The sequence below is a fragment of the Streptomyces sp. NBC_01351 genome, from assembly GCF_036237315.1.
In the GTDB taxonomy this organism is placed as follows: domain Bacteria; phylum Actinomycetota; class Actinomycetes; order Streptomycetales; family Streptomycetaceae; genus Streptomyces.
The window spans coordinates 2229096-2250885 of record NZ_CP108356.1 but is presented as its reverse complement, the minus strand read 5'-3'; the positions used below and the strand labels follow the sequence as shown (position 1 = coordinate 2250885).

Annotated in this window: 15 protein-coding genes; 10 read left to right on the top strand and 5 right to left on the bottom strand. The window is 73.1% G+C overall.

What is annotated here, in order from left to right; all coding sequences use genetic code 11:
* Window positions 1–129: 129 nt before the first annotated feature.
* From OG625_RS10015 to OG625_RS09990, 6 genes are all read left to right on the top strand, one after another.
* Window positions 130–2118 (top strand): glycogen debranching N-terminal domain-containing protein, encoded by a 1989-nt coding sequence (locus tag OG625_RS10015; protein ID WP_329378476.1) that lies wholly within the window; start codon window positions 130–132, stop codon window positions 2116–2118.
* A gap of 69 nt (window positions 2119–2187) precedes the next feature.
* Window positions 2188–2934 carry an NUDIX hydrolase gene (locus OG625_RS10010; RefSeq protein ID WP_329378474.1) on the top strand — a complete coding sequence of 249 codons (747 nt, stop codon included), beginning with the start codon at window positions 2188–2190 and terminating at the stop codon, window positions 2932–2934.
* A 102-nt stretch (window positions 2935–3036) separates the two neighbouring features.
* The gene (locus tag OG625_RS10005) at window positions 3037–4902 is read left to right on the top strand and encodes an ATP-binding cassette domain-containing protein (RefSeq protein WP_329378472.1); all 1866 of its coding nucleotides are present in this window, start codon (window positions 3037–3039) and stop codon (window positions 4900–4902) included.
* Window positions 4903–5093: 191 nt separating this feature from the next.
* Window positions 5094–5981: a FadR/GntR family transcriptional regulator gene (locus OG625_RS10000; protein ID WP_329378470.1), complete on the top strand. Its 888-nt coding sequence runs from the start codon at window positions 5094–5096 to the stop codon at window positions 5979–5981.
* A 372-nt stretch (window positions 5982–6353) separates the two neighbouring features.
* Complete coding sequence (locus OG625_RS09995) at window positions 6354–7943, top strand: RNA polymerase sigma factor (RefSeq protein ID WP_329378468.1); 1590 nt, start codon at window positions 6354–6356, stop codon at window positions 7941–7943.
* A 109-nt stretch (window positions 7944–8052) separates the two neighbouring features.
* Window positions 8053–9003 (top strand): serine protease, encoded by a 951-nt coding sequence (locus tag OG625_RS09990; RefSeq protein ID WP_329378466.1) that lies wholly within the window; start codon window positions 8053–8055, stop codon window positions 9001–9003.
* Between the two features lie 153 nt (window positions 9004–9156).
* Here the strand turns inward: OG625_RS09990 and OG625_RS09985 are convergent, their stop codons facing one another.
* Window positions 9157–9390 carry a DUF7455 domain-containing protein gene (locus tag OG625_RS09985; protein WP_329378464.1) on the bottom strand — a complete coding sequence of 78 codons (234 nt, stop codon included), beginning with the start codon at window positions 9388–9390 and terminating at the stop codon, window positions 9157–9159.
* Between the two features lie 448 nt (window positions 9391–9838).
* On the opposite strand from OG625_RS09985, the gene OG625_RS09980 reads away from it, so the two are divergent.
* The 3 genes from OG625_RS09980 to OG625_RS09970 all read left to right on the top strand — a co-directional run bounded on the left by OG625_RS09980 (window position 9839) and on the right by OG625_RS09970 (window position 14207).
* Window positions 9839–11959 carry a DNA gyrase/topoisomerase IV subunit B gene (locus tag OG625_RS09980; RefSeq protein WP_329378462.1) on the top strand — a complete coding sequence of 707 codons (2121 nt, stop codon included), beginning with the start codon at window positions 9839–9841 and terminating at the stop codon, window positions 11957–11959.
* Between the two features lie 179 nt (window positions 11960–12138).
* Entirely contained in the window at window positions 12139–12618 is a 480-nt protein-coding gene (locus tag OG625_RS09975; protein WP_329378460.1) for a DUF485 domain-containing protein, read from the top strand.
* Window positions 12615–14207 (top strand): solute symporter family protein, encoded by a 1593-nt coding sequence (locus tag OG625_RS09970; protein WP_329378458.1) that lies wholly within the window; start codon window positions 12615–12617, stop codon window positions 14205–14207. Before OG625_RS09975 ends, OG625_RS09970 begins: the two co-directional genes overlap by 4 nt.
* 4 nt (window positions 14208–14211) lie before the next feature.
* On the opposite strand, the gene OG625_RS09965 is transcribed toward OG625_RS09970, so the two are convergent.
* The 4 genes from OG625_RS09965 to OG625_RS09950 form a co-directional block, all read right to left on the bottom strand.
* Window positions 14212–14910, bottom strand: a complete 699-nt coding sequence (locus tag OG625_RS09965; RefSeq protein WP_329378456.1) for a DUF7342 family protein — start codon at window positions 14908–14910, stop codon at window positions 14212–14214.
* Entirely contained in the window at window positions 14907–16568 is a 1662-nt protein-coding gene (locus tag OG625_RS09960; protein WP_329378454.1) for a sensor histidine kinase, read from the bottom strand. The genes OG625_RS09965 and OG625_RS09960 overlap by 4 nt, the downstream gene beginning before the upstream one ends.
* Before the next feature lie 104 nt (window positions 16569–16672).
* The gene (locus tag OG625_RS09955) at window positions 16673–17119 is read right to left on the bottom strand and encodes a DUF4267 domain-containing protein (RefSeq protein WP_329378453.1); all 447 of its coding nucleotides are present in this window, start codon (window positions 17117–17119) and stop codon (window positions 16673–16675) included.
* Between the two features lie 41 nt (window positions 17120–17160).
* Window positions 17161–17868 (bottom strand): hemerythrin domain-containing protein, encoded by a 708-nt coding sequence (locus OG625_RS09950; protein ID WP_329378451.1) that lies wholly within the window; start codon window positions 17866–17868, stop codon window positions 17161–17163.
* A 130-nt stretch (window positions 17869–17998) separates the two neighbouring features.
* Here OG625_RS09950 and OG625_RS09945 point away from each other — a divergent pair, with 130 nt between their 5' ends.
* On the top strand, window positions 17999–21760 hold the full coding sequence (locus OG625_RS09945) for a BTAD domain-containing putative transcriptional regulator (RefSeq protein ID WP_329378450.1): 3762 nt from the start codon (window positions 17999–18001) through the stop codon (window positions 21758–21760).
* The last annotated feature ends 30 nt before the right edge of the window (window positions 21761–21790 follow it).

Genomic DNA, 21790 nt, shown 5'->3' with positions numbered 1-21790 from the left:
CCCGGGCACGCCCACCCGGCGCAGGGGCCCGTGACCCGGGTGGGGGTGGGGGCGTTCCACTGGAGGGTGGCGGGGGCCCGGACGCGCCGCTGCCCAGCCGAACCCACCGGAGCGCAGACAAGGCGACACATGTCTCACCCCGCACCTCCCCGCTCAGCCGGGGTGCCCGCCGCCCGCAGGCCCGAGCTGCCACCCGTACACGGCGCCGTCATCTGCGTCGCCGCCCCCTGCCTGGTCATCTCGCCGGAGCACGGCCAGCTCACCGGACGGGGGATCGACGGGATCTACCGCTCCGGGCGGCGGCTGCTGTCCCGCTGCGTCCTGCGCGTCGGCGGCCGGGACCCGGTCGCCGTCCAGGGGCGCAGCCTCGGCGCGGACCGCGCTGTCTTCACCGCGACGGTGCGCACGGGGGCCGAGCCCGGCCCGGATCCGGACATCGGCGTGGAACGGGTCCGGCACGCGGACGGCACCGAGCGGATCACCCTGCGCAGCTTCACGGCCCGTCCGGTACGCCTCCCCGTGGAGGTGCTGCTCGGCACCGACCTGGCCGAGCTGGCCGCGGTGGCCGCAGGCCGGGCCGGGCCGGAACTGCCCGCCGGCGTACATGCCGCCGGGCTGCGCTGGAGCACCGGCGAGGCGCAGGCCGTCACCGCCGCCGATCCGCCGCCGGACGACGCGCTGGCCTCGGCCGGCCTGCTGCGGTGGCAGCTTGAACTGGGCCCCGGCGAATCCCGCACCATCGAACTGCGGACCACACAGGACCGCGTCGCCCGGGCGCCCGCCGGCCAGGTGGCGAACCCGCTCGCCGAAGCCCGGGCCGAGGGGGACGACCCACGGGTCGAGGCCTGGTTCGGGACCAGTGTCGAGGATCTGGGCGCGCTGCTGCTGAGGGACCCCGGGGAACCGGGCGACTCCTTCGCCGCGGCGGGTGTGCCCTGGCGGCTGGGGCTGGCCCCGGCCGAGGCCCTCTGGGCCGCCCGGATGGCGCTGCCGCTCGGCACCGGGCTCGCGGCGGCCACCCTGCGCGTCCTGGCGCGGACCCAGACCGGCGGGCGGGGGCCCGAGGCGGGGAAGATCCCGGGGCCCCTGCGCGGAGCGGGCCCGCAGCTTCCCCCGGGGTGCACCGGCACGGAGGCGACGCTGGCCTTCCCGGCGGTGCTCGCCGAAGCCAGGCTCTGGGGGATGCCGGAGGAGGAGCTGGCCCGGTTGCTCCCGGCCGCGGAGAGGTGCCTGGAGTGGCTGCGCGGAGCGCTCGGGGAGGACGGCTTCCTGGCCGATCCCGATCCCGGACCGCGGCGGTGCGAGACCCAGGCCCACGCCCACCGGGCCGCCCTGCTCGGGGCCGACCTCCTCGCCGCGTGCGGGCGCCCGGGGGCCGAGGAGTGGCAGGAGCGCGCGGCAGCCCTGCGGGAGCGGTTCCGGGCCGGGTTCTGGATCGACGGCCCGGACGGAGGCCGGCCCGCGGCGGCCCTGCACCCCGACGGCAGGCCCCTGCCCCGGCTCACGGGGGCCGCCGCCCACTTGCTCGACACCGGACTGCTCGGCGACGGCCGCTTCGCCCAGGGGCTGCTGGACCGGGCCGGAACGGAGCAGCTGGCCCGGCTGCTCGGAGCCCCCGCCATGGACTGCGGATGGGGGCTGCGGAGCATGGCGGTCAAGGAGCCCGGGCACAACCCGTTCGGCCACCGCTCCGGGGCGGTACGCCCGTACGAGAGCGCGGTGGCGGTGGCCGGCCTGGCCAGGGCGGGCTTCGAGCGGGAGGCCGCGGGCCTCCTCGGAGGCCTGCTGGACGCGGCGGAGGCCTTCGGATACAGGCTGCCCGAGATGTTCGCCGCCGAGCAGCGCAGCGTCACCGGCGCCCCGCTCCCGCACCCGGCGGCATGCCGACCGGCCGCGGTGGCCGCCGCGGCAGGGATCCACGCGCTGACCGCCCTGGTCGGAATCCGCCCCGACGCCCCCGCCGGCACGGTCGCGCTCGTCCCCCTCGCCGGTGCCCCCCTTGGGGCGCTGAGGCTCTCCAACCTGCGCGTGGCGGGGGAGCCCTTCACCGTCCGGATCAGCAGGCTGGGCCTCGCCATGGTGGAGGAGGCGGCCGATGCGCTCCAACTGGGAGGCTAGCCCCCGGAACAGTGTTTCCAAGGTCACCAAAGAGCTGTTTATCGTCAGGCAGACGACTATGATCGCGGCATGTCGCCCTACGACCCGTCGGCCTTTCCGCCCTTTGCCGTCACCGTCGACCTGGTCGTGCTCACCGTGCGGCGCCATGCGCTGTGCGCGCTGGTGGTCCGCAGGGGTGAGTCACCGTTCCAGGGGCGCTGGGCGCTGCCCGGAGGCTTCGTCAGGGGAGACGAGGACCTGGGCGCGGCAGCGGCCCGGGAGCTCGCCGAGGAGACCGGGCTCTGCGCCCATGACCCCGCCGCACCGGGCGTGGACAACGGGGCGCATCTCGAACAGCTGGCGACCTACGGCGATCCGAAGCGGGATCCGCGGATGCGTGTCGTCAGCGTGGCGCACCTGGTGCTGGCTCCGGACCTGCCTGCGCCCAGGGCCGGGGGCGACGCCAACAGCGCCCGCTGGGCTCCCGTCGACGAGCTGCTGGCCTCCGCGGACGAAGCCTCTGCGGGACTCGCTTTCGACCACGCCCAGATCCTCGCCGACGGCGTGGAGCGGGCCCGCTCGAAGATCGAGTACTCCTCCCTGGCCACCGCCTTCTGCCCGCCGGAGTTCACCGTCGGTGAGCTGCGCCGGGTCTACGAGGCCGTCTGGGGCGTCGCCCTGGACCCACGGAACTTCCACCGCAAGGTCACCGGCACCCCCGGATTCCTCGTGCCGGCAGGAGGGACGACGACCCGTCAGGGCGGCCGTCCGGCCCAGCTGTTCAGGGCAGGCGGGGCCACACTGCTCAATCCGCCGATGCTGCGTCCGGAAGTCTGACGCCCCGACGGGCACGTTGCGCCGAAAATCGGACATATCGCGTTATCTTGTTTGCGGTACTCACCCTGCCGCAGAGCGGTCTCACCCCCCGCGAGAGAAGCGATGCTCCAGGCCATCGGACTCACCAGCACCCCCCGCCACGATGCCCCGCCCCTCGTGGACGACCTCACCTTCGAGGCTCGCCCGGGGACCGTGACCGCCCTTCTCGGCGAGCCCGGATCGGGCAAGACCACCGCGCTGCGGCTCATGCTCGAACTCGAACCGGGCCGCGGCGTCACCTACTTCCGCGGCCGCCCGCTGCACCGGATCCCGCACCCCGGCCGTGAGGTCGGCGTGCTGCTCGGTGATGTCCCCGGCAACCCCGCCCGCACCGTCCGCAACCAGCTGCGGATGCTCTGCGCCGCCGCCGGGGTCCCGGCCGCGCGGGCCGACACCATGCTGGAGGTCGTCGGGATCTCGGGTCTGCGTGACCAGCGGCTCGGTTCGCTCTCCCTCGGCATGGAGCGGCGGGTCGCGCTGGCCGCGGCATTGCTGGCCGATCCGTGCACCCTGCTCCTGGACGAGCCTGGCGCAGGGCTGTCCCCCCGCGAACGCGGCTGGCTGCACGCTTTGCTGCGCGGCCACGCCTCCCTCGGCGGAGCGGTGCTCTTCACCACCGACGACGCCAAGGAGGCCGCGCGCAGCGCAGACCGGGTGGTCAGCATCGCGGCTGGCCGACTCGTCGCCGACCAGGATGCCGCCGAGTTCGCCCGGACCCGGTTGCGGCCGAGGGTCGCCGTGCGCACCCCGCACGCGGCCCGGCTGGCCGACGTGCTGGGCCGCGAGGCCCGGGCCTCCCAGCGCTCCGTGGAGATCGTCGAGGAGAGCGGCAGCCGCCTGTCGGTGTACGGGAGCAACTGCGCCGAGGTCGGCGAGGCGGCGTTCCGGCACGGGGTGCTGGTCCACCGGCTCGCCGACGAGACGGGTGACGCCGGCGCGCCGCCGCCACCGCTGCCGAACGCCCGATCCGCGGCCGGACCCCCTCCGGTCTCCGGCGTGGCCTCGACCGCCGGCTCCGACGCCGTCACCGACCCGGTCCGCGATGCGGCGCCGGGCCGCGACGCCGGATCGGCCGTCGGCGAGGGCGCCGAGGAACTCCCCGGTGGCCGGGCCCGGCACGCACGGTCCCGGCGGCCCGTCTCGGCGGTGCGCCGCGTCGGCGGACCGCTCCGGCCGCTGCGCTACGAGCTGCTCCGGGTCTTCGGCACCGCCACCCCCGTCCTCACGACCGCCCTCGTCCTGGCCGTGTCCGTCCTCACCGCCCTGGTGCTGGCCAGGGCCGGGCACACCCCGCAGAACCGGCTCCTCGCCGCCTGGCCGGAGCTGCTCCCGCTGCCGCCCGCCGCGCTCGGGGCGGGACTGCTCGGCGCCCTCGCGTTCGGCGAGGAGTACCGCTACCCGGCACTCGCCGCCGACCGTGGCACCGTGCCCCGCCGGATGGGACTGCTCGCCGCCAAACTCGGCGTCGCCGCGCTCCTCGCCCTCCTGCTGGGCGCCCTGGCCGTCACGGCCGACGCCGCCGCCCTGGCCCTCGTATTCGACAGCGGTCCGCTGCGCACCCCGGCGGAGTGGGTGGCCCCGGCCGCGAGTTGGGCCGGTCTGCTCGTCGGCTGCGCCTGGGCCGGCGTCCTCGCCTCCGGTGTCTTCCGGTCCGCCACCGCCGGCCTGGCCGCGGTGCTCGCCGTACCGGTGATCGTGGTCCCGCTGGTGCGCCGGGCGCTGGAGGGCTCGTCCGCCTACCCGATGACCGGACTCGGGCCCCGGCTGCGCGGCCTGGCCTGGGTGCAGTGGCCGCCCGAGGCGGACCGCCTGTTCCTCGGGGCCTTGCGGGTGATGGCCCAACCCGTCGGAACGGCGCTCGTGTTGTCGCTGATGGTCCTGTTGTGCGCCTATGGGTTCACCGGACTGCGCAGCAGGGTCCGTTGGTGATCGTTCCGATGCGGGAGAAGTCGCGTACGGGATCGTTGCGGTCCGCCTCGCGGGAAGCGGACCGCAACTCCCCGTAAAAGGCCCGGTTCTTTACGATAAGTCGTCAATTGCGTAGGTGGCACCGATCACCCTTTCGTGTGCTTTTCACCAAAGACCTCAAGGGTCATGGAGGCGCGGCCGACAAAGGATTCGTGAGTACCCTTGCGCACACCATGATGACCACCGCCCGCCATGCCGATTCCGGCCTCGCCGGCCCGGGCGAACTCGACCGCTACCCCTACGCGGACACCCCCGGGTCCGACCGCGCCGGAGCCCCCCACTGGGACGGTGCCGACGTCGAGTTGAGCCGTGTGGGCCGACGCGCGGCAGGTAGCCGCGGCCGCGGCCTGCACGGCCAACTCGTTCAGCAGCTCGGCCAGATGATCGTCTCCGGCGACCTCGGCGCGGACCGCCCCCTGGTCCCCGAGGAGATCGGCCAGCGATTCGAGGTCTCCCGCACGGTCGTCCGAGAATCGCTGAGGGTCCTGGAGGCCAAGGGCCTCGTCAGTGCCCGCCCCAACGTGGGCACTCGGGTCCGGCCCGTCGCCGACTGGAACCTGCTCGACCCCGACATCATCGAGTGGAGGGCCTTCGGCCCCCAGCGCGATGACCAGCGCCGCGAGCTGAACGAACTCCGCTGGACCATCGAACCGCTCGCCGCCCGCCTCGCCGCGGGCCACGGCCGCCCCGACATCCAGCAGCGGCTCGCCGACATGGTCGAGATCATGGGCCACGCACTCGGCCAGGGCGACTCCATCACCTTCGCGCGCGCCGACAACGAGTTCCACGCGCTCCTGATCCAGGTCGCCGGCAACCGCATGCTGGAGCACCTCTCCGGCATCGTCGGCTCCGCGCTCCAGGTTTCCGGCAGCCCGGTCACCGCCTGCGACCGCCCGAGCGAGGCCTGCGTCGCGCACCACGCGCGGATGGTCGAGGCCCTGGCCGCCGGAGACGCGACGGGCGCCGAGAACGCCATGCGCCAGCTCCTGATGGTGCATCCGGAGGTCGAGCGCGTGGTCCCCGCCCCGCGCGAGCACTGACGGGCGGACGCGCGGGGGTGCACGTCATGTCGCCGGGCCCGGTCGGGTCCGGCGACACCGGCGTGCGGCGCCTTTCCCGTTCCCCCGGGCCTGCGCCGCGCCCGTGTCCTGATCCGGGCGTATGACCCTATGACCGGCATCCGTGCATACGGGGTGTGACTCGGGCCACGAAGATTGGGCGTAACGCTCCGCGAGGTCTCGCGATGACCTAAGAGGTGATGGCCGACGGAGGGAATGCAGCAGCCCTTGTGGGTGCTGTGCAGCTCCCCGGCCCCTGCCCGCGCCGCCGGCCCATCCCCAGTCGGTGGTCGTCGGCTCCGGTCCAGCACCACGAGGCCCGGGGTCGGAAGCCGTTTCCATCGTTCCGAGAGGTTGTTCGTGTCGGCCAGCACATCCCGTACGCTCCCGCCGGAGATCGCCGATTCCGAGTCTGTGATGGCGCTCATCGAGCGGGGCAAGGCCGAGGGGCAGATCGCCGGCGATGACGTGCGTCGGGCCTTCGAGGCTGACCAGATTCCTGCGACCCAGTGGAAGAATGTTCTGCGCAGCCTCAACCAGATCCTCGAGGAAGAGGGTGTGACGCTGATGGTCAGTGCCGCGGAGTCGCCCAAGCGCACCACCCGCAAGAGCGTCGCAGCGAAGAGCCCGGCCAAGCGGACGGCCACCGAGCCCGTAGCCAAGAAGACGGCGGCGAAGACGACGACGAGCAGCGTCGACGCCGCGGCCCCGGCGGCCGGGATGGTGGACCCGGAAACCGCGGACGCTCTCGGGGAGGAGCCCGGAACCGAGCCCGCCGCCAAGAAGACGGCGGCGAAGAAGACGGCGGCCAAGAAGGCCGCGCCCGCAAGGAAGACCGCCGCCAAGAAGACCACGGCGAAGAAGACCGCCTCCAAGAAGGACGCCGACGAGGCGGGCGACGTGGAGACCTCGGAGGAGGGCCCCGACGCCGCGAAGGCCGAGTCCGAAGAGGAAGAGGAGGGCGGCGAGAACAAGGGCTTCGTCATCTCCGACGACGAGGACGACGCCCCCGCCCAGCAGGTCGTGGTCGCCGGCGCCACCGCCGACCCGGTCAAGGACTACCTCAAGCAGATCGGCAAGGTCCCGCTCCTCAACGCCGAGCAGGAGGTCGAGCTCGCCAAGCGCATCGAGGCGGGACTCTTCGCCGAGGACAAGCTGGCGAACTCCGACAAGCTGGCGCCCAAGCTCAAGCGCGAGCTGGAGATCATCGCCGAGGACGGCCGCCGCGCGAAGAACCACCTACTGGAGGCCAACCTCCGCCTCGTGGTCTCCCTGGCCAAGCGTTACACCGGCCGCGGCATGCTCTTCCTGGACCTGATCCAGGAGGGCAACCTGGGCCTGATCCGTGCCGTCGAGAAGTTCGACTACACCAAGGGCTACAAGTTCTCCACGTACGCGACGTGGTGGATCCGCCAGGCGATCACCCGCGCCATGGCCGACCAGGCCCGCACCATCCGCATCCCGGTGCACATGGTCGAGGTCATCAACAAGCTTGCCCGCGTCCAGCGCCAGATGCTCCAGGACCTGGGCCGCGAGCCCACCCCGGAGGAGCTGGCCAAGGAACTCGACATGACCCCCGAGAAGGTCATCGAGGTCCAGAAGTACGGCCGCGAGCCGATCTCCCTGCACACCCCCCTGGGCGAGGACGGCGACAGCGAGTTCGGCGACCTCATCGAGGACTCGGAAGCCGTCGTGCCGGCCGACGCCGTGAGCTTCACGCTCCTGCAGGAGCAGCTGCACTCGGTGCTCGACACCCTCAGCGAGCGCGAGGCCGGTGTGGTCTCCATGCGCTTCGGGCTCACGGACGGCCAGCCCAAGACCCTCGACGAGATCGGCAAGGTCTACGGGGTCACGCGCGAGCGGATCCGCCAGATCGAGTCGAAGACGATGTCGAAGCTGCGTCACCCGTCGCGTTCGCAGGTGCTGCGCGACTACCTGGACTGACCGGCAGGCGCGGCGGGGGACCGTACCTCGGTGGCCGTGCGCGGGTGCGCACGGCCACTGGTCATCCCACTCTGGGTGGAGTCATGCACACTCGGAGTCAGGAGGCCTCATGCGTCGTCCCTTTGCCCGTGCTCTGGCGGGAGCGCTGACCCTGGCGGCGGGAGCGGCCGCAGCGCCGCTGGCCCAGGCGCCGCAGGCAGCCGCGGACAGTGTGGTGATCGGCGGTAAGCCGGTGAAGGTGGCCGACAGTCCGTGGGTCGTGGCCCTCGCCAGCCGTGACCGGTTCGGGGGTACGCGGGGCGGGCAGTTCTGCGGGGGCGTCGTCGTGGCTCCCACCACGGTCCTCACCGCGGCCCACTGCCTGGGCCGCCAGGTGCTCGGCGGCCCCGTCGAGACCGTCCCCGACCTCCGGGTGATCGCCGGGCGTACGGAGCTGCGCGCGACGGACGGCAGGGAGATCGCGGTGCGCGCGGCCAGGGTGAACCCGGCCTACGACCCGGCGAGCAACGCCGGGGACCTCGCCGTCCTGGAGCTCGCCGAGGCGGTTCCCGCAGACCACGTGCTCCCGATGGCCGGGCCGGGGGACACCGCGTACGCGGCGGGGACCGCGGCTGCCGTGTACGGCTGGGGCGATACGAGCGGCTTTGGTGACTACGCGTACGCGCTGCGCACGGCGCGGGTGACGGTCCTCTCGGACGAGGCCTGCGGGCGTGCCTACCCGGGGGACGCCGACGGCCAGTACCGCGGGGAGTCCATGGTGTGCGCGGGGGACGACGGGGGCGGCAAGGACGCCTGCCAGGGCGACAGCGGGGGCCCGCTGGTCGCCAAGGGCCGTCTCATCGGGCTGGTGTCGTGGGGGCGTGGCTGCGGGCGCGCCGACAGCCCCGGGGTGTACACACGGATCGCTCCGCTGGCCGAGTTCGTGAAGGGCCCTGAGAGCGCTGTGCGGCAGGGCGGGGTCCCGGACGTCGCGGCGGGTGCCCGGAGCGGCTCCGCACCGGCAGCAGGGGCCGTGGAGGGGCATCGAACGGATGAGCCGGTCCGGGGGGAGCTGCGGTAGGCGGCGCCGACGGCCGGAGGCCGGGGCCCTGGACGGGCGGGCGGCCTTCCGGGCGTGGACGTGAGGACGGGCGGCTTCCCTGGGTCTCAGAGATGCCGCCCGTCGACCGGCGTGGCCGGTCCTGGCTCGTCGGATGCGAGGAACAGGCCTGTGTCAGCGGTCCTCGGTGTCGGCTTCGGCAGCCGGAGCGGACGTGAGCCGCTCGGTCTCATCCTGTATTTCCGCGGCGATCTTCTTGAGTTCCGGCTCGAACTTGCGCCCGTGGTGGGCACAGAAGAGCAGTTCACCGCCGCTCAGCAGGACGACGCGCAGATATGCCTGGGCGCCGCAACGGTCGCATCGGTCAGCGGCCGTCAGCGGGGTCGCGGGTGTCAGAACAGTAGTCACGTCGCCTCTTCTCTAGCTCGACGAGCTGTCGTACCAGGGTCAACATCCAACCAGGCCGAAAACGTTCCCGCTCGCGGCTTTTCCTCGAAACTTCCTTCCGAAGCTGGCCGGCTGTTGCCGGTTGGCGGCGAAGGAGCCGTAATGCGTTGCTTTACGGTTTCGCGTTGTCAGTCGTGCGCTTGTCGCAGTTCCATCCTCCCCCGGCGTGAGTGCCAGGTTGTTCATGAGGACGTGCCCGAACCCTAAATGGTTCATGCGCGGAAGGGAACGTGATGTTTGCTTCACTCCCACGGGGGATCGAACACCCGTGCGGATCTGGACTAGGGTGAGGAATGCGCGAGGGTGGCGTTGCATCGGCTCTACCTGGCCTCGGTACCCTTCGACCGGCACCCGAGCCACCCCTGTGCCCGACCGGGCCAGAAAAGAAATTCAGCGAGGAGCGAACTGCGTGACCGCCGACACGTCCGTGCCTTCCAGCGCGCTGCTGTCCGGAGCAGACCGGGACGGTTCCAACTACACCGCGCGGCACCTGCTCGTCCTCGAGGGGCTGGAGGCCGTCCGCAAGCGCCCCGGCATGTATATCGGCTCCACGGACAGCCGGGGCCTCATGCACTGCCTCTGGGAGATCATCGACAATTCCGTCGATGAGGCCCTGGGCGGCTACTGCGACCACATCGAGGTGATCCTCCACGAGGATGCCTCCGTGGAGGTCCGGGACAACGGCCGCGGCATCCCCGTGGACGTCGAGCCCAAGACCGGCCTGTCCGGCGTCGAGGTCGTCATGACCAAGCTGCACGCGGGCGGAAAGTTCGGCGGTGGCTCCTACGCGGCCTCCGGCGGCCTGCACGGCGTCGGTGCCTCCGTGGTCAACGCCCTCTCCGCCCGTCTGGACGTCGAGGTCGACCGCGGCAGTTCCACGCACGCCATCAGCTTCCGCCGGGGCGTCCCCGGCATGTTCACCGAGCAGGGCGCCGACAGCCCCTTCGACCCCGCCAACGGCCTGCGCAAGATCAAGCGGATCACCAAGGGCAAGACCGGCACCCGGGTCCGCTACTGGGCCGACCGCCAGATCTTCCTCAAGGACGCCCGGCTCGGCCTGGAGACCCTCTACCAGCGTGCCCGCCAGACCGCCTTCCTCGTCCCCGGGCTGACCCTGGTGGTCCGCGACGAGCGGGGCATCGACGGGGCTGGCAAGACCGAGGAGACCTTCCGCTTCGACGGGGGCATCAGCGAGTTCTGCGAGTACCTTGCCCAGGACAAGGCCGTCTGCGACGTGCTGCGACTGACCGGCACGGGCACCTTCAAGGAGACCGTCCCGGTCCTCGACGACCGTGGCCACATGACGCCCACCGAGGTCACCCGCGAGCTCGGCGTGGACATCGCCCTGCGCTGGGGCACCGGGTACGAGACCAACGTCAAGTCCTTCGTCAACATCATCGCCACCCCCAAGGGCGGCACCCACGTCTCCGGCTTCGAGCGCTCGATCGCCAAGACCGTGAACGAGGTGCTGCGCTCGGCGAAGCTGCTGCGCGTCGCCGAGGACGACGTGGTCAAGGACGACGCGATGGAGGGCATGACGGCCGTCGTCACCGTCCGCCTCGCCGAGCCGCAGTTCGAGGGTCAGACCAAGGAGGTCCTCGGCACCTCCGCGGCCACCCGGATCGTCGCGGCCGTGGTCGCGAAGGAGCTCAAGGCCTTCCTGACCTCCACCAAGCGCGACGACAAGCAGCAGGCCCGCGCCGTGATGGAGAAGATCGTCGCGGCCGCCCGGACCCGGATCGCGGCCCGTCAGCACAAGGAGGCACAGCGCCGCAAGACCGCGCTGGAGACCTCCTCGCTCCCCGCGAAGCTGGCCGACTGTCGCAGCGACGACGTGGAGCGCAGCGAGCTCTTCATCGTCGAGGGCGACTCCGCCCTCGGTACGGCGAAGCTCGCCCGGAACTCCGAATTCCAGGCGCTGCTGCCGATCCGCGGCAAGATCCTCAACGTTCAGAAGTCGTCCGTCTCGGACATGCTCAAGAACGCCGAGTGCGGGGCGATCATCCAGGTCATAGGAGCCGGCTCGGGCCGGACCTTCGACCTCGACGCCGCCCGCTACGGCAAGATCGTCCTGCTCGTCGACGCGGATGTCGACGGCGCGCACATCCGCTGCCTGCTGCTCACGCTCTTCCAGCGGTACATGCGGCCGATGGTCGAGGCGGGCCGGGTCTTCGCGGCCGTGCCGCCGCTGCACCGGATCGAGCTGGTCCAGCCCAAGAAGGGCCAGGACAAGTACGTGTACACGTATTCGGACAACGAACTGCGCCAGACCCTGTTGGAGTACCAGCGCAAGAACATCCGGTACAAGGACTCGATCCAGCGCTACAAGGGCCTCGGCGAGATGGACGCGGACCAGCTGGCGGAGACCACCATGGACCCCCGCTTCCGCACCCTGCGCCGGATCAACATCGGCGATCTGGACTCGGCCGAGACGGTCTTCGACCTGCTCATGGGCAACGAGGTGGCCCCGCGCAAGGAGTTCATCACCAGCTCCGCGGCCACCCTGGACCGCTCGCGCATCGACGCCTGACGCCTCGGGACCGGCTCGGTCCGGCTCGGTCCGGCTCGGTCCGGCTCGGTTCGTCGGTGAGGTGCTCTTCACTCCATCACCTGAAGGAGTGAAGAGCACCCGGACACCAGTCTTGAAACGTTCGTTCCGCACATCCTTGTGGGCACGCGGCCAATGCGGCAGCGGACAAGGAGAGTTCGGTGGACAAGCACGATGGTCCCGATGCCGGAACGATCCGGCTCGACGACCCCTGGTACGACGCGCTGGCCGTCGGGTGGGGTGAGAGCGAGAGCGAGCCGTCGGCCGCGCCCCCGGCCCGTCCTGCCCCCGGCGCGTCCGACATCTACCTCGAAGTGCAGCGCAGTCCCGCCTTCCAGGAGGTGCGCAGCCGCTATCGGGGGTTCGTCGTCCCCGCGACCACGGGCTTCCTCCTCTGGTACGTGGCCTACGTGGTCGCCGCCACCGTCGCGCCCGGTGTGATGGCCCGGCCGGTGGTCGGCGCGGTCAACGTGGCCATGCTCGCGGGGCTCGGCCAGTTCCTCAGCACCTTCCTCCTGACCTGGGCCTACGCCCGGCACGCGCGGCTGCGCCGGGACCGGGCGGCGCTCGACCTGCGCTGGACCGTCTTCGAGCAGGAGCGCGGCCAGGAGCGGACCCGCGCGAGGGGGACCGGCCGGTGACCACCGAGCACCAGAGCCTCGCGCTGATCCTGTTCAGCGTCTTCATCGCGGTGACCCTGGGCATCACCACCTGGGTCAGCCGCAACCGGCACGGGTCGGCGGAGGAGTTCTACGCCGGCGGCCGGCTGTTCTCGCCGCTGGAGAACGGTTTCGCCATCGCGGGCGACTACATGTCAGCCGCTTCCTTCCTCGGCATCTCCGGGCTGATCGCCCTCTTCGGCTACGACGGCATGCTCTACTCCGTTGGCTTCCTCGTCGCCTGGCTCGTCGTGCTGTTCCTCGTCGCCGAACTGGTCCGCAACTGCGGGCGCTTCACCCTCGCCGACGTGGTCGCCGCGCGGATGAGCGAACGGCCGGTGCGGATCGCGGCCGGTACCTCCTCGGTCGTCGTCTCCGTGCTCTACCTCGTCGCGCAGATGGTCGGTGCGGGCAGCCTCGTCGGCCTGCTGTTGGGCAGTTCGAGCGCCATGGCCCGGACCCTGGCCGTCGTCGGGGTGGGCGCGCTGATGGTCGTGTACGTGTCCTTCGGCGGGATGCGAGCCACCACCTGGATCCAGATCGTCAAGGCCGTACTGCTCATGGGCGGGGCCGTCACCCTGACCGCACTCGTACTCCTGCGTTTCCACGGGAACTTCGACCAGCTGCTCAGCACCGCCGCCGAACGCAGCGGCCACGGGGCCCGGTTCCTGGGTCCCGGGCTCAAATACGGCGGGGACTGGACCGCTCGCTTCGACTTCATGAGCCTCGGTCTCGCCCTGGTCCTCGGGACCGCCGGGCTGCCGCACATCCTGTCGCGCTTCTACACCGTGCCCACCGCGCGGGCGGCCCGCCGCTCGGTGGTGTGGGCGATCGGCCTGATCGGCGGTTTCTACCTGATGACCATCGTGCTCGGCTTCGGGGCGGCCGCGCTGGTGGGGCCGGACGAGGTACGGGCCTCCAACGCCTCCGGGAACACGGCCGTTCCGCTGCTCGCCGCATTCCTCGGCGGCGGGGCCGGCTCGACCGGGGGCACGGTGCTGTTCGCGTTCGTGGCCGCCATCGCCTTCGCCACCATCCTGGCCGTGGTCGCCGGGATCACCCTGGCCTCCTCCGCCTCCGTCGCGCACGACCTGTACGCCTCCCTCAAGCGACGGCACGCCAAGCAGCGCAGCGAGGTCGCGGTGGCCCGGGTCGCGGCCGTCGGGATCGGGGCGGTGGCCATCGCCCTCGGGCTGCTCGCCCAGAACCTCAACGTGGCGTTCCTGGTGGGGCTGGCCTTCGCGGTGGCCGCCTCGGCCAATCTGCCCGTGCTGCTGTACTCGCTGTTCTGGCGCGGCTTCACCACCCGCGGAGCTGTCTGGTCGGTCTACGGCGGCCTGGTGCCCGCGGTGCTGCTGGTCCTGGTCTCCCCGGTGGTGTCGGGGAGCGCCGAGTCGCTGTTCCCGGGGGTGGACTTCCAGTACTTCCCGCTCCAGAACCCTGGGATCGTCTCGATCCCGCTGGGCTTCCTGGCGGGCTGGCTGGGCACGGTCACCTCGGGGGAGGAGCCGGACGAGGCGAAGCACGCGGAGACCGAGGTCCGCTCGCTGACCGGTGCCGGGGCGGTGTGAGCGGTCACGCTCCCTCGGAGGGAAGCCAGGTGTAGCGGTGCTCCGGGCGGCCGGTCTCGCCGTAGCGCAGGGCCAGGGTGACGCGGCCGGTGCGATCGAGGAGCTTCAAGTAGCGCTGTGCGGTCTGGCGGCTGATGCCCGCGCGGTCGGCGATCTGCTGGGTGGACAGAGGGCCCTCGGCGGAGCGCAGGACCTGGCGGACCAGTTCCGCGGTGGTCGTGGAGTGGCCCTTGGGGAGCTCGTTCGGGGATCCGGCGGCGGCCAGGGCCCCGAAGATCCGGTCCACCTCGGCCTGCTCGGCCTCACCGCCGGTGTCCAGCGTGCGGCGGAGGGCGCCGTACGCCTCCAATCGGGAGCGCAGGCCCGCGAAGGTGAAGGGTTTGACCAGGTATTGGAGCGCGCCGAGGCGCATGGCGGCCTGGACGGTGGCGAGGTCGCGGGCGGCCGTGACCATGATCACGTCGGTGCCGTGGCCGAGCTGGCGCATGCGACGGACCAGGTCCAGGCCGTTCTCGTCGGGCAGGTAGTGGTCCAGCAGGACCAGGTCCACGGGATGCGCGGTGAGGAACTCCAGTGCCTCGGTGGCGGAATGGACCTGCGCCACCACGCGGAATCCGGGAACCTTCGCCACGTACGCCGCGTTGATCAGGGCAACACGCACGTCGTCGTCGACGACCAATACGTGAATCGGGGTCTCGTTCATCGCAGGGCCTCCGGGAGTACGACGGAGAACTCCGCCCCTCCGTCCTCTGCCTCGCCGGCCCGGACACTGCCGCCCTGCCGCTCCGCGAGGCGGCGTACGAGGGCGAGGCCCAGCCCGCGTTCGCGGTGGGCCCTGGGCTGCTTGGTCGACCAGCCCTCGGTGAATATCTCCTCGCGGCGTGCGGCCGGCACCCCGGGGCCGCTGTCCCGCACCCGCAGAACCGCCGCCCGGCCCTCGGCGCGCAGCTCCACCTCGACCAGGGGCGACGCCGAGCCGGCGGCGGCGTCCAGGGCGTTGTCCACCAGATTGCCGACGATGGTGACGAGGCCGCCCGGGTCGACCAGGCGGTCGGGGAGGAGGCTCGCCGGGGCCAGGCGCAGGGGGACCCCGCGCTCCGCCGCGACGGTGGCCTTGCCCACCAGGAGGGCTGCCAGCAGGGGGTCGTGGACCTTCTCGGTGACCTGCTCGGCGGTGGTGCGGTGCACGCCGACGACCTCCGTCACGAACTCCACCGCCTCCTCGTGCAGGCCCAGCTCCAGCAGGCCGAGGAGCGTGTGGAGACGGTTGGCGTGCTCGTGGTCCTGGGCGCGCAGGGCGTCGATCAGGCCCCGGGTCGAGTCGAGTTCGCGGCTCAAGTGCTCCAGTTCGGTGCGGTCGCGCAGGGTGGCGACGGCGCCGCCGTCCTCGGTGGGCATCCGGTTCGCGACCAGGACCCGGGGGCCCTGGACGGTGAGGAGGTCCCGGCCGGTGACCCGGCCGGTCAGTACGTCCGCGGTACGGCAGGCGCCGATCACCTCGTCGAGCGGACGTCCGGCGAGGCTGCCCGCCGAGTCGGGGGAGCCCGGTGAGGCAGGGGAGGCGGGTGCGCCCGGGGGCTGCGGGGCCAGACCGAGCAGGCGGGCGGCCTCGTCGTTCACCAGGCGGACCCGGCCGTGGCGGTCGAGGGCGATCACGCCTTCGCGGATGGAGTGCAGCATCGCCTCGCGCTCCGCGAGCAGCCCTGCGATATCGGAGAAGGCCAGGTCCCGGGTCTGGCGGTGGATCCGGCGGGACAGCGCGTAGGCGACGAGGGCGCCTGCCGCGAGGGCGCCGCCGGCGTAGGCGAGGAGGCCGGGGATGGCCCCGAGCAGCCGGTCGCGGACGCCGTCGTAGGCGATGCCGACCGAGACGGCCCCGATGATCTCTCCGTCGGACGCGAGCAGCGGGACCTTGCCGCGGGCGGAGCGACCCAGGGTGCCTTCGTCGATCTCCATGACCTCGCGGCCGGCCAGCGCCTCGCTCGGGTCGGTCGAGACGGGCAGTCCGATCCGGGCGGGGCTGGGGTGCGAGCGGCGGATGCCGTCCAGGTCGAGGACGACCACGTACTCGGCCCCGGTGGCCCGGCGGAGCCGCTCGGCCGTCGCCTGCACCGGGCTGTCCGCCGTCGCTCCGGAATCCAGGAGGTCGGCGGCGAGTGACGGGTCCGCCGCCGCGCTCTGCGCGATGGCCAGGGCGCGTCGCATGGCCTGGTCGTCGAGCTGGGTGCTGAGAGGTGCCAGGAACAGCCCGGTGGCCAGCACCACGACCCCGGCGGCGATGGCCAGCTGGGTCAGCAGGATCTGTGAGACGGCCCGTCTGGGCAGCCCGAGCCGCCGAGCGCTCGTGAGGGGGAACCGCATGGATACCAACGGTAAGGCGGCTCCGGCACAAGCGGAACGTCCCTGGTGCGCCGCCCTTGTCACATTCGGGCCAGTGGGACCGGTGGGGTCGCCGGGCTCGTCGGTCAGACGGAGGCGAGGACGGCGCGGTCCGCGGGGTCCGCGGGGTGCGTGGAGGCGGCCGCCGCGGCAGGGCGCTCGCGCAGCAGGAGGACGGCGGTGAAGGCCACGGCGAGCGCGGTGGAGCCGTGGACCCCGAACGCCGTGCCGGCGGATCCGCCGGCGGCCAGCACGACGGCCGTGTCGCCCGCCGGGATGAAGGCGATCGCAGCCATCGCCCAGCCGAGGGCCCGCCGCTGTCCGGTCAGCAGGAGGGCCAGGACGACGAGCCCGGTTGCGACGTCCCGCACGCCCTTGACGGCGAGGAAGGCGGTGCCGTCGTTCTGCGGCCAGGTCGGAACGCCGAAGTCGGGCGCGGTGGCCTGCGGGGCGATGAGGTAGGCGAGGCCGATGTAGATGATGAACGCGGCGCCGATGGCGGCCAGGGCGGTGGCGAGGTGCTTGAGGGTCATGGCGGATCTCCTGGATGTGTCGGAGGGGAAGGGGCCAGGGGTCAGCGAGAGGTGGCCGTGGTTGCGGCAGTGGCTGTGGTTCGGCGGACGGTGCGCATCCTGCGGGCGTAGGCGGGGCGTCCGACCGTGTACCAGAGCAGTCGCGCGGCGCGTGGCAGAGCGGCGAGCATCGACGCGCGCTCGTCCCGGTCGGCGTTCTCCAGGGCCATGCCGAGGAAGAACAGCAGTTTGGGCTTGGGCGTTCTCTCCAGGAAGTGCTCGCCCATGGCGTCCCACTCGCTCCGGGACAGGTGCCGGGCGGCGAGCGGCAGGAGCGAGCGCTCCTCGTCGTCGAGGTGCTCCACGAGGACGGTCCGGTGTTCGACGAGCCGGGCCACGAGAGTGTCCCGCTCCGCCTCCCCGGCCGTGCGCTCCCAGGCCGGCAGGGCCTGCTGGGCGGCGGACAACGTCGCCGCGACCCTCTCGTGCTGCTCGTCCATCAGGAGCACGAGGTCGGCTTCGAGGTCCACGCGGGCGAGCAGTGGCGGCCACAGGTGCTCGTCCTCGCCGTGGTGGTGGTTGTGGAGGCCGAGCAGGTAGTCGCGGAAGTGGTCCGCGAGGATCCGGGCCCGGGCGGTGTCGCCGGGGGTGACCGCCGCGACCAGTTCGACCAGCAGCCGTGCCTCGCGGCGCAGGCCGCGGTGGATGACCACCATCTCGTGGGTGTCCGGCCCGGCCTGTGCGCTTGTCGGTGTCCGTGTCGTCTTCATGGCAAAAGACTGGAGGCCGGCTCATGGAGGGTTCCTGGCGTCCACTTGGAAACCGCTTGGAAGCTTCCGTGGCCGGCATCTGGCGTTATCCGGACCGAAGTTGATCGAAGCCGATTACGTTGGACAGATCATGGTCCACATACGCGTACTCGGCTCCTTCGCAGCCGAGCGGAACGGCGAGTCGATCCCGCTCGGCGGTCACCGCCAGCGTTCCGTCCTGGCGCTGCTGGTCTCCGTGCGCGGCCGGGTCGTGTCCATGGACCGGATGATCGAGGAGCTGTGGCAGGGGGCCGCCCCCGCCCGGGCCGTCGCCTCCCTCCAGGCCTACGTTTCCAACCTGCGCCGGCTCCTCGAACCGGGCCGGGCTCCGCGTACCCCCGCCCGGCTGCTGGTCAGCGCGCCCCCCGGGTACGCGTTGCGGCTGCCCGAGGACGCCGTCGACGCCTGGCGCTTCGAGGAGCTGCTCGGGCGGTCCCGGGAGCTGCTCCCGGCCGAGCCGGAGACCGCCCGGGGCCTGCTCCGCGAGGCGCTGGCGCTGTGGCAGGGGCCTGCGTACGCGGAGGCGGCCGACGAGCCGTGGAGCCACGCGGAGATCCTGCGGCTCGACGAACTCCGACTGGCCGCGCGCGAACTCGCCGTCGAGGCCGGGCTGCGGGTCGCGGACATCACGGGGGCGGTCTCCGAGGCCGCGCTCCTGACCCGCGAGGAGCCGCTGCGGGAGGAGGCGTGGCGGCTGCACGCCCTCGCGCTGTGGGCCGCGGGGCGACAGGCCGACGCGCTCGCGGCGCTGCGCCGGGCGCGGGCGATCCTGGCCGAGGAGGTGGGGCTGGATCCGGGCGCCGCGCTGGTGGCGTTGGAGCAGGCCGTACTGGCGCAGGACGAGCGGGTGCTGCGCGGGGCCACGCGGGCTCAAGCCCCGGGCGAGGGCGGCGGGCCGGCGGCGGGGTGGCCCGGTGAGCCGGAGCCGAGCCGGCCGGGGCGGCTGGATGCGGGGCGGCCCGGTGGGCCGGGTGCGGGGCGGTTCGGCAGGCCGGAGCGTCCGCCGGCCGGGACTTCGGGGCCGGGACGGGTCGGTGGGCCGGAGCGGGGGCAGGGCGGCCTGTCGGCGCGCGGTGGGGTCGAAGGTGCGGAGGCGGGTGGGGCTTCAGATCCGGAGCGGGATGGGGTCGGGCGGCCGGAGCGGGATCCGGTCGGGGCTACGGGGTGGGGTTCGGGCGGTGGGCCGGGGGCGAGGCAGGCCCGGGCTTCGGAGCGGGGTGCGGGCGGTGCGTTTCAGTCGGGGCAGGACCGGGCTTCGGAGCGGGGTGCTGCCGGAGGGCCGGAGCGGGGATGGGGGTGGGGCGGTGGGTCGGCGCCTGGTGCGGGCGGTGGGTCGGAGTCCGGCTCGGGGGGTGTGGCGGGTGGGTCCGGGGGTGAGCTGTTCGTCGGGCGTGGGGAGGAGTTGGCGCGGCTGGCGGCAGCGGGGCAGCGGGCCCGGGTCGATGGGCCCGGGGTGGCGCTGGTCACCGGCGAGGCGGGGCTGGGCAAGTCGGCGCTGCTTCACCGGCTCGCGGACCGGCTGCACGCCGAGGGCTGGATCGTCGCGGTCGGCCGCACCCCCGACGCCGAGGGCGCGCCGCCCGCGTGGGCCTGGGTCGAAGCGCTGCGCGCCGTCGCCGCCGCTGCCCCGCCCGGGCCCGAGGAGGCCGCCGCGCTCGCGCCCCTGCTCTCCGAGGCCGCTGCGGGCCCTGCCGCGGACGCCGCCGCCGGGCGGTTCCGGCTGCACCGCACCGTCCGGCAGTGGCTGGCCCGGGCCGCGCGCGAGCGGCCCGTGGCCCTCGTACTGGACGACCTGCACTGGGCCGACGCCGAGACGCTCGCGCTGCTGACCGCCCTGGCAGACCCGTCCCCGGGGGTCGCGCTGCTGCTCGTGGGCGCGTACCGCCCCGAAGAGGTGGAGGGGCGCCTTGCCGAGGCCCTCGCCGGTCTGGCCCGGCGTTCGCCGGCCCGCGTGGCGCTGCGCGGACTGCCGGAGGCGGCGGTGGCGGAGGTGGTGCGCGCGGTGAGCGGACCCGGGGTCGACCCGGAGACCGTGGCCGCACTGGCCGAACGTACGGGAGGAAACCCCTTCTACGTACGGGAGAGCGCCCGGCTGCTGGGCAGTGAAGGATCGCTCGTCGCGCTGTCCGAGGTGCCGGAGGGCGTACGGGACGTGTTGCGCCGGCGTCTCGGCCGGCTCCCCGAAGAGGTGGTCTCCGTACTGCGCCTGGCCGCCGTCGTGGGGCGGGAGGCCGCTGTGGAGGTGCTCGTGGGGGCGGCGGACACCGACGAGGACGCCGTGCTCGGCGCGCTGGAGGCCGGGCTGCTGGCTGGGTTGCTGATCGAACCGGGGCCCGGCCGGGTCCGGTTCGCGCACGCGCTCGTACGGGAGACCCTGCTGGCGGACCTGAGCCGGCTGCGCTCCGCGCGGATGCACGGCCGGATCGCGGGCTGCCTGGAGCGGCTCCGCCCGGACGACGCCTCGGCGCTCGCCCATCACTACGTACGCGCGGCGACCTCGGCGACGGCGGCGAAAGCGGTCGACCACTGCCTGCGGGCGGCCCAGCTCGCCGAATTCCGGTACGCCCACGACACCGCCGCGAAGGTGCTCGTGGAGGCGGTGGAGTGCGCCGAGCGGATCCCCGCGACGCCCGGCGGCGACCGGGACGCGGATCACGTGGAGCTCCTGGGCCGGCTGGTACGGGCCCAGGTGCGCGCGGGGGCGGTGACCGTGGCCCGCGAGACGCGCCGGAGGGCGATCGACCGGGCCGTCGCGGCGGGCCGGGACGACCTGCTGGTCCGGGCCTTTACCGCGTGGACCGAGCCGACTCCGTGGCAGACCCGGCCCTACGGCACGGTCGACACGCCCGTGGTGGAACTGCTCGAACGACTGCTGGAGCGCTCCGATCACGAACCGGCCGTACGGTGCCTGCTGCTGGGGGCGTACGCCGCGGAGCTGTCCGACGGCAAGGTGCTGAAGGTACGGGCCGCGGCCCGCGAGGCGCTCGGTCTCGCGCGGGAGCTGGGCGAGCCCGCGCTGCTGGCGGGGGCGGTCGCGACGCTCGCCAAGGAGCTCGACGCCGACCTGGAATGGCGCGAACGCGCCGAGCTGGGAGGCGAATTGGACCGGCTCGGCGCCGCCCACGACCTGCCGTCCCACCGCTGGTACGGGATGTTCATCCGCTCCACCGCCCTGGCGGCCGAGGGCGATGTCGCCGGCGTGCACGCCTTGCTGGAACGGTCGGCCGAGTTCGCGCGGGCCTACCGGATGCCCGGTCCGATGGCCGTGGGCGAGATCGCCGTGGCGACCCTGGCCCACGTCGAGGGGCGCTTCGAGGACGCGGAACGCATGTACGCGGCGGCGGCCGCGCGGATGTCCCGCCAGGGCTCGCCGCACGCCCAGGGGCAACTGGCCGTCGCGACCGCCACGCTGCGGGCGAGCCAGGGGCGGCTCGCGGAATCCCTGCCCTGGCTCCGTGAGGTGTACGCGGCGTTCGGGCCGCCGGCGGCGGACCTGCTCGCGGTCGCGCTGGCCGCGGCGGGTCGGGCGGAGGAGGCTCGCGAGGTCCTCGGCCGGGCCGGACCGCTGCGCACGGACTACTTCTTCAAGATCTTCGCGAGCTTCCGCGCGATGACCCTGGTCACGCTGGGGGAGCGGCAGGGCGCCGAGGAGCTGTACGCCGCCCTGCTGCCCTACCGCGAGGCACCACCGGCCTCTTCGGGATTCAGCGTGGCCCTGCGCCCGGTCGCCCGCACCCTCGGCGAACTGGCCGAGTTCCTGGGCCGCGAGGACGAGGCCGCGGCCCACTTCGCGCGCGCGGCGGCCATCTCGGAGCTGTGGGGCAGCCCGCTGGGTAGCGCGGCGCGGCCCTAGGCGGTGGGCCCGGGTGTGCGCGGGCCGGCC

Excerpts from the sequence above, each read along its gene's own strand:
- OG625_RS10015 (WP_329378476.1), top strand. The coding sequence starts at position 130 with ATGTCTCACCCCGCACCTCCCCGCTCAGCCGGGGTGCCCGCCGCCCGC.
- OG625_RS10010 (WP_329378474.1), top strand. The coding sequence starts at position 2,188 with ATGTCGCCCTACGACCCGTCGGCCTTTCCGCCCTTTGCCGTCACCGTC.
- OG625_RS10005 (WP_329378472.1), top strand. The coding sequence starts at position 3,037 with ATGCTCCAGGCCATCGGACTCACCAGCACCCCCCGCCACGATGCCCCG.
- OG625_RS09990 (WP_329378466.1), top strand. The coding sequence starts at position 8,053 with ATGCGTCGTCCCTTTGCCCGTGCTCTGGCGGGAGCGCTGACCCTGGCG.
- OG625_RS09965 (WP_329378456.1), bottom strand. The coding sequence starts at position 14,910 with ATGAACGAGACCCCGATTCACGTATTGGTCGTCGACGACGACGTGCGT.
- OG625_RS09960 (WP_329378454.1), bottom strand. The coding sequence starts at position 16,568 with ATGCGGTTCCCCCTCACGAGCGCTCGGCGGCTCGGGCTGCCCAGACGG.
- OG625_RS09955 (WP_329378453.1), bottom strand. The coding sequence starts at position 17,119 with ATGACCCTCAAGCACCTCGCCACCGCCCTGGCCGCCATCGGCGCCGCG.
- OG625_RS09950 (WP_329378451.1), bottom strand. The coding sequence starts at position 17,868 with ATGAAGACGACACGGACACCGACAAGCGCACAGGCCGGGCCGGACACC.
- OG625_RS09945 (WP_329378450.1), top strand. The coding sequence starts at position 17,999 with ATGGTCCACATACGCGTACTCGGCTCCTTCGCAGCCGAGCGGAACGGC.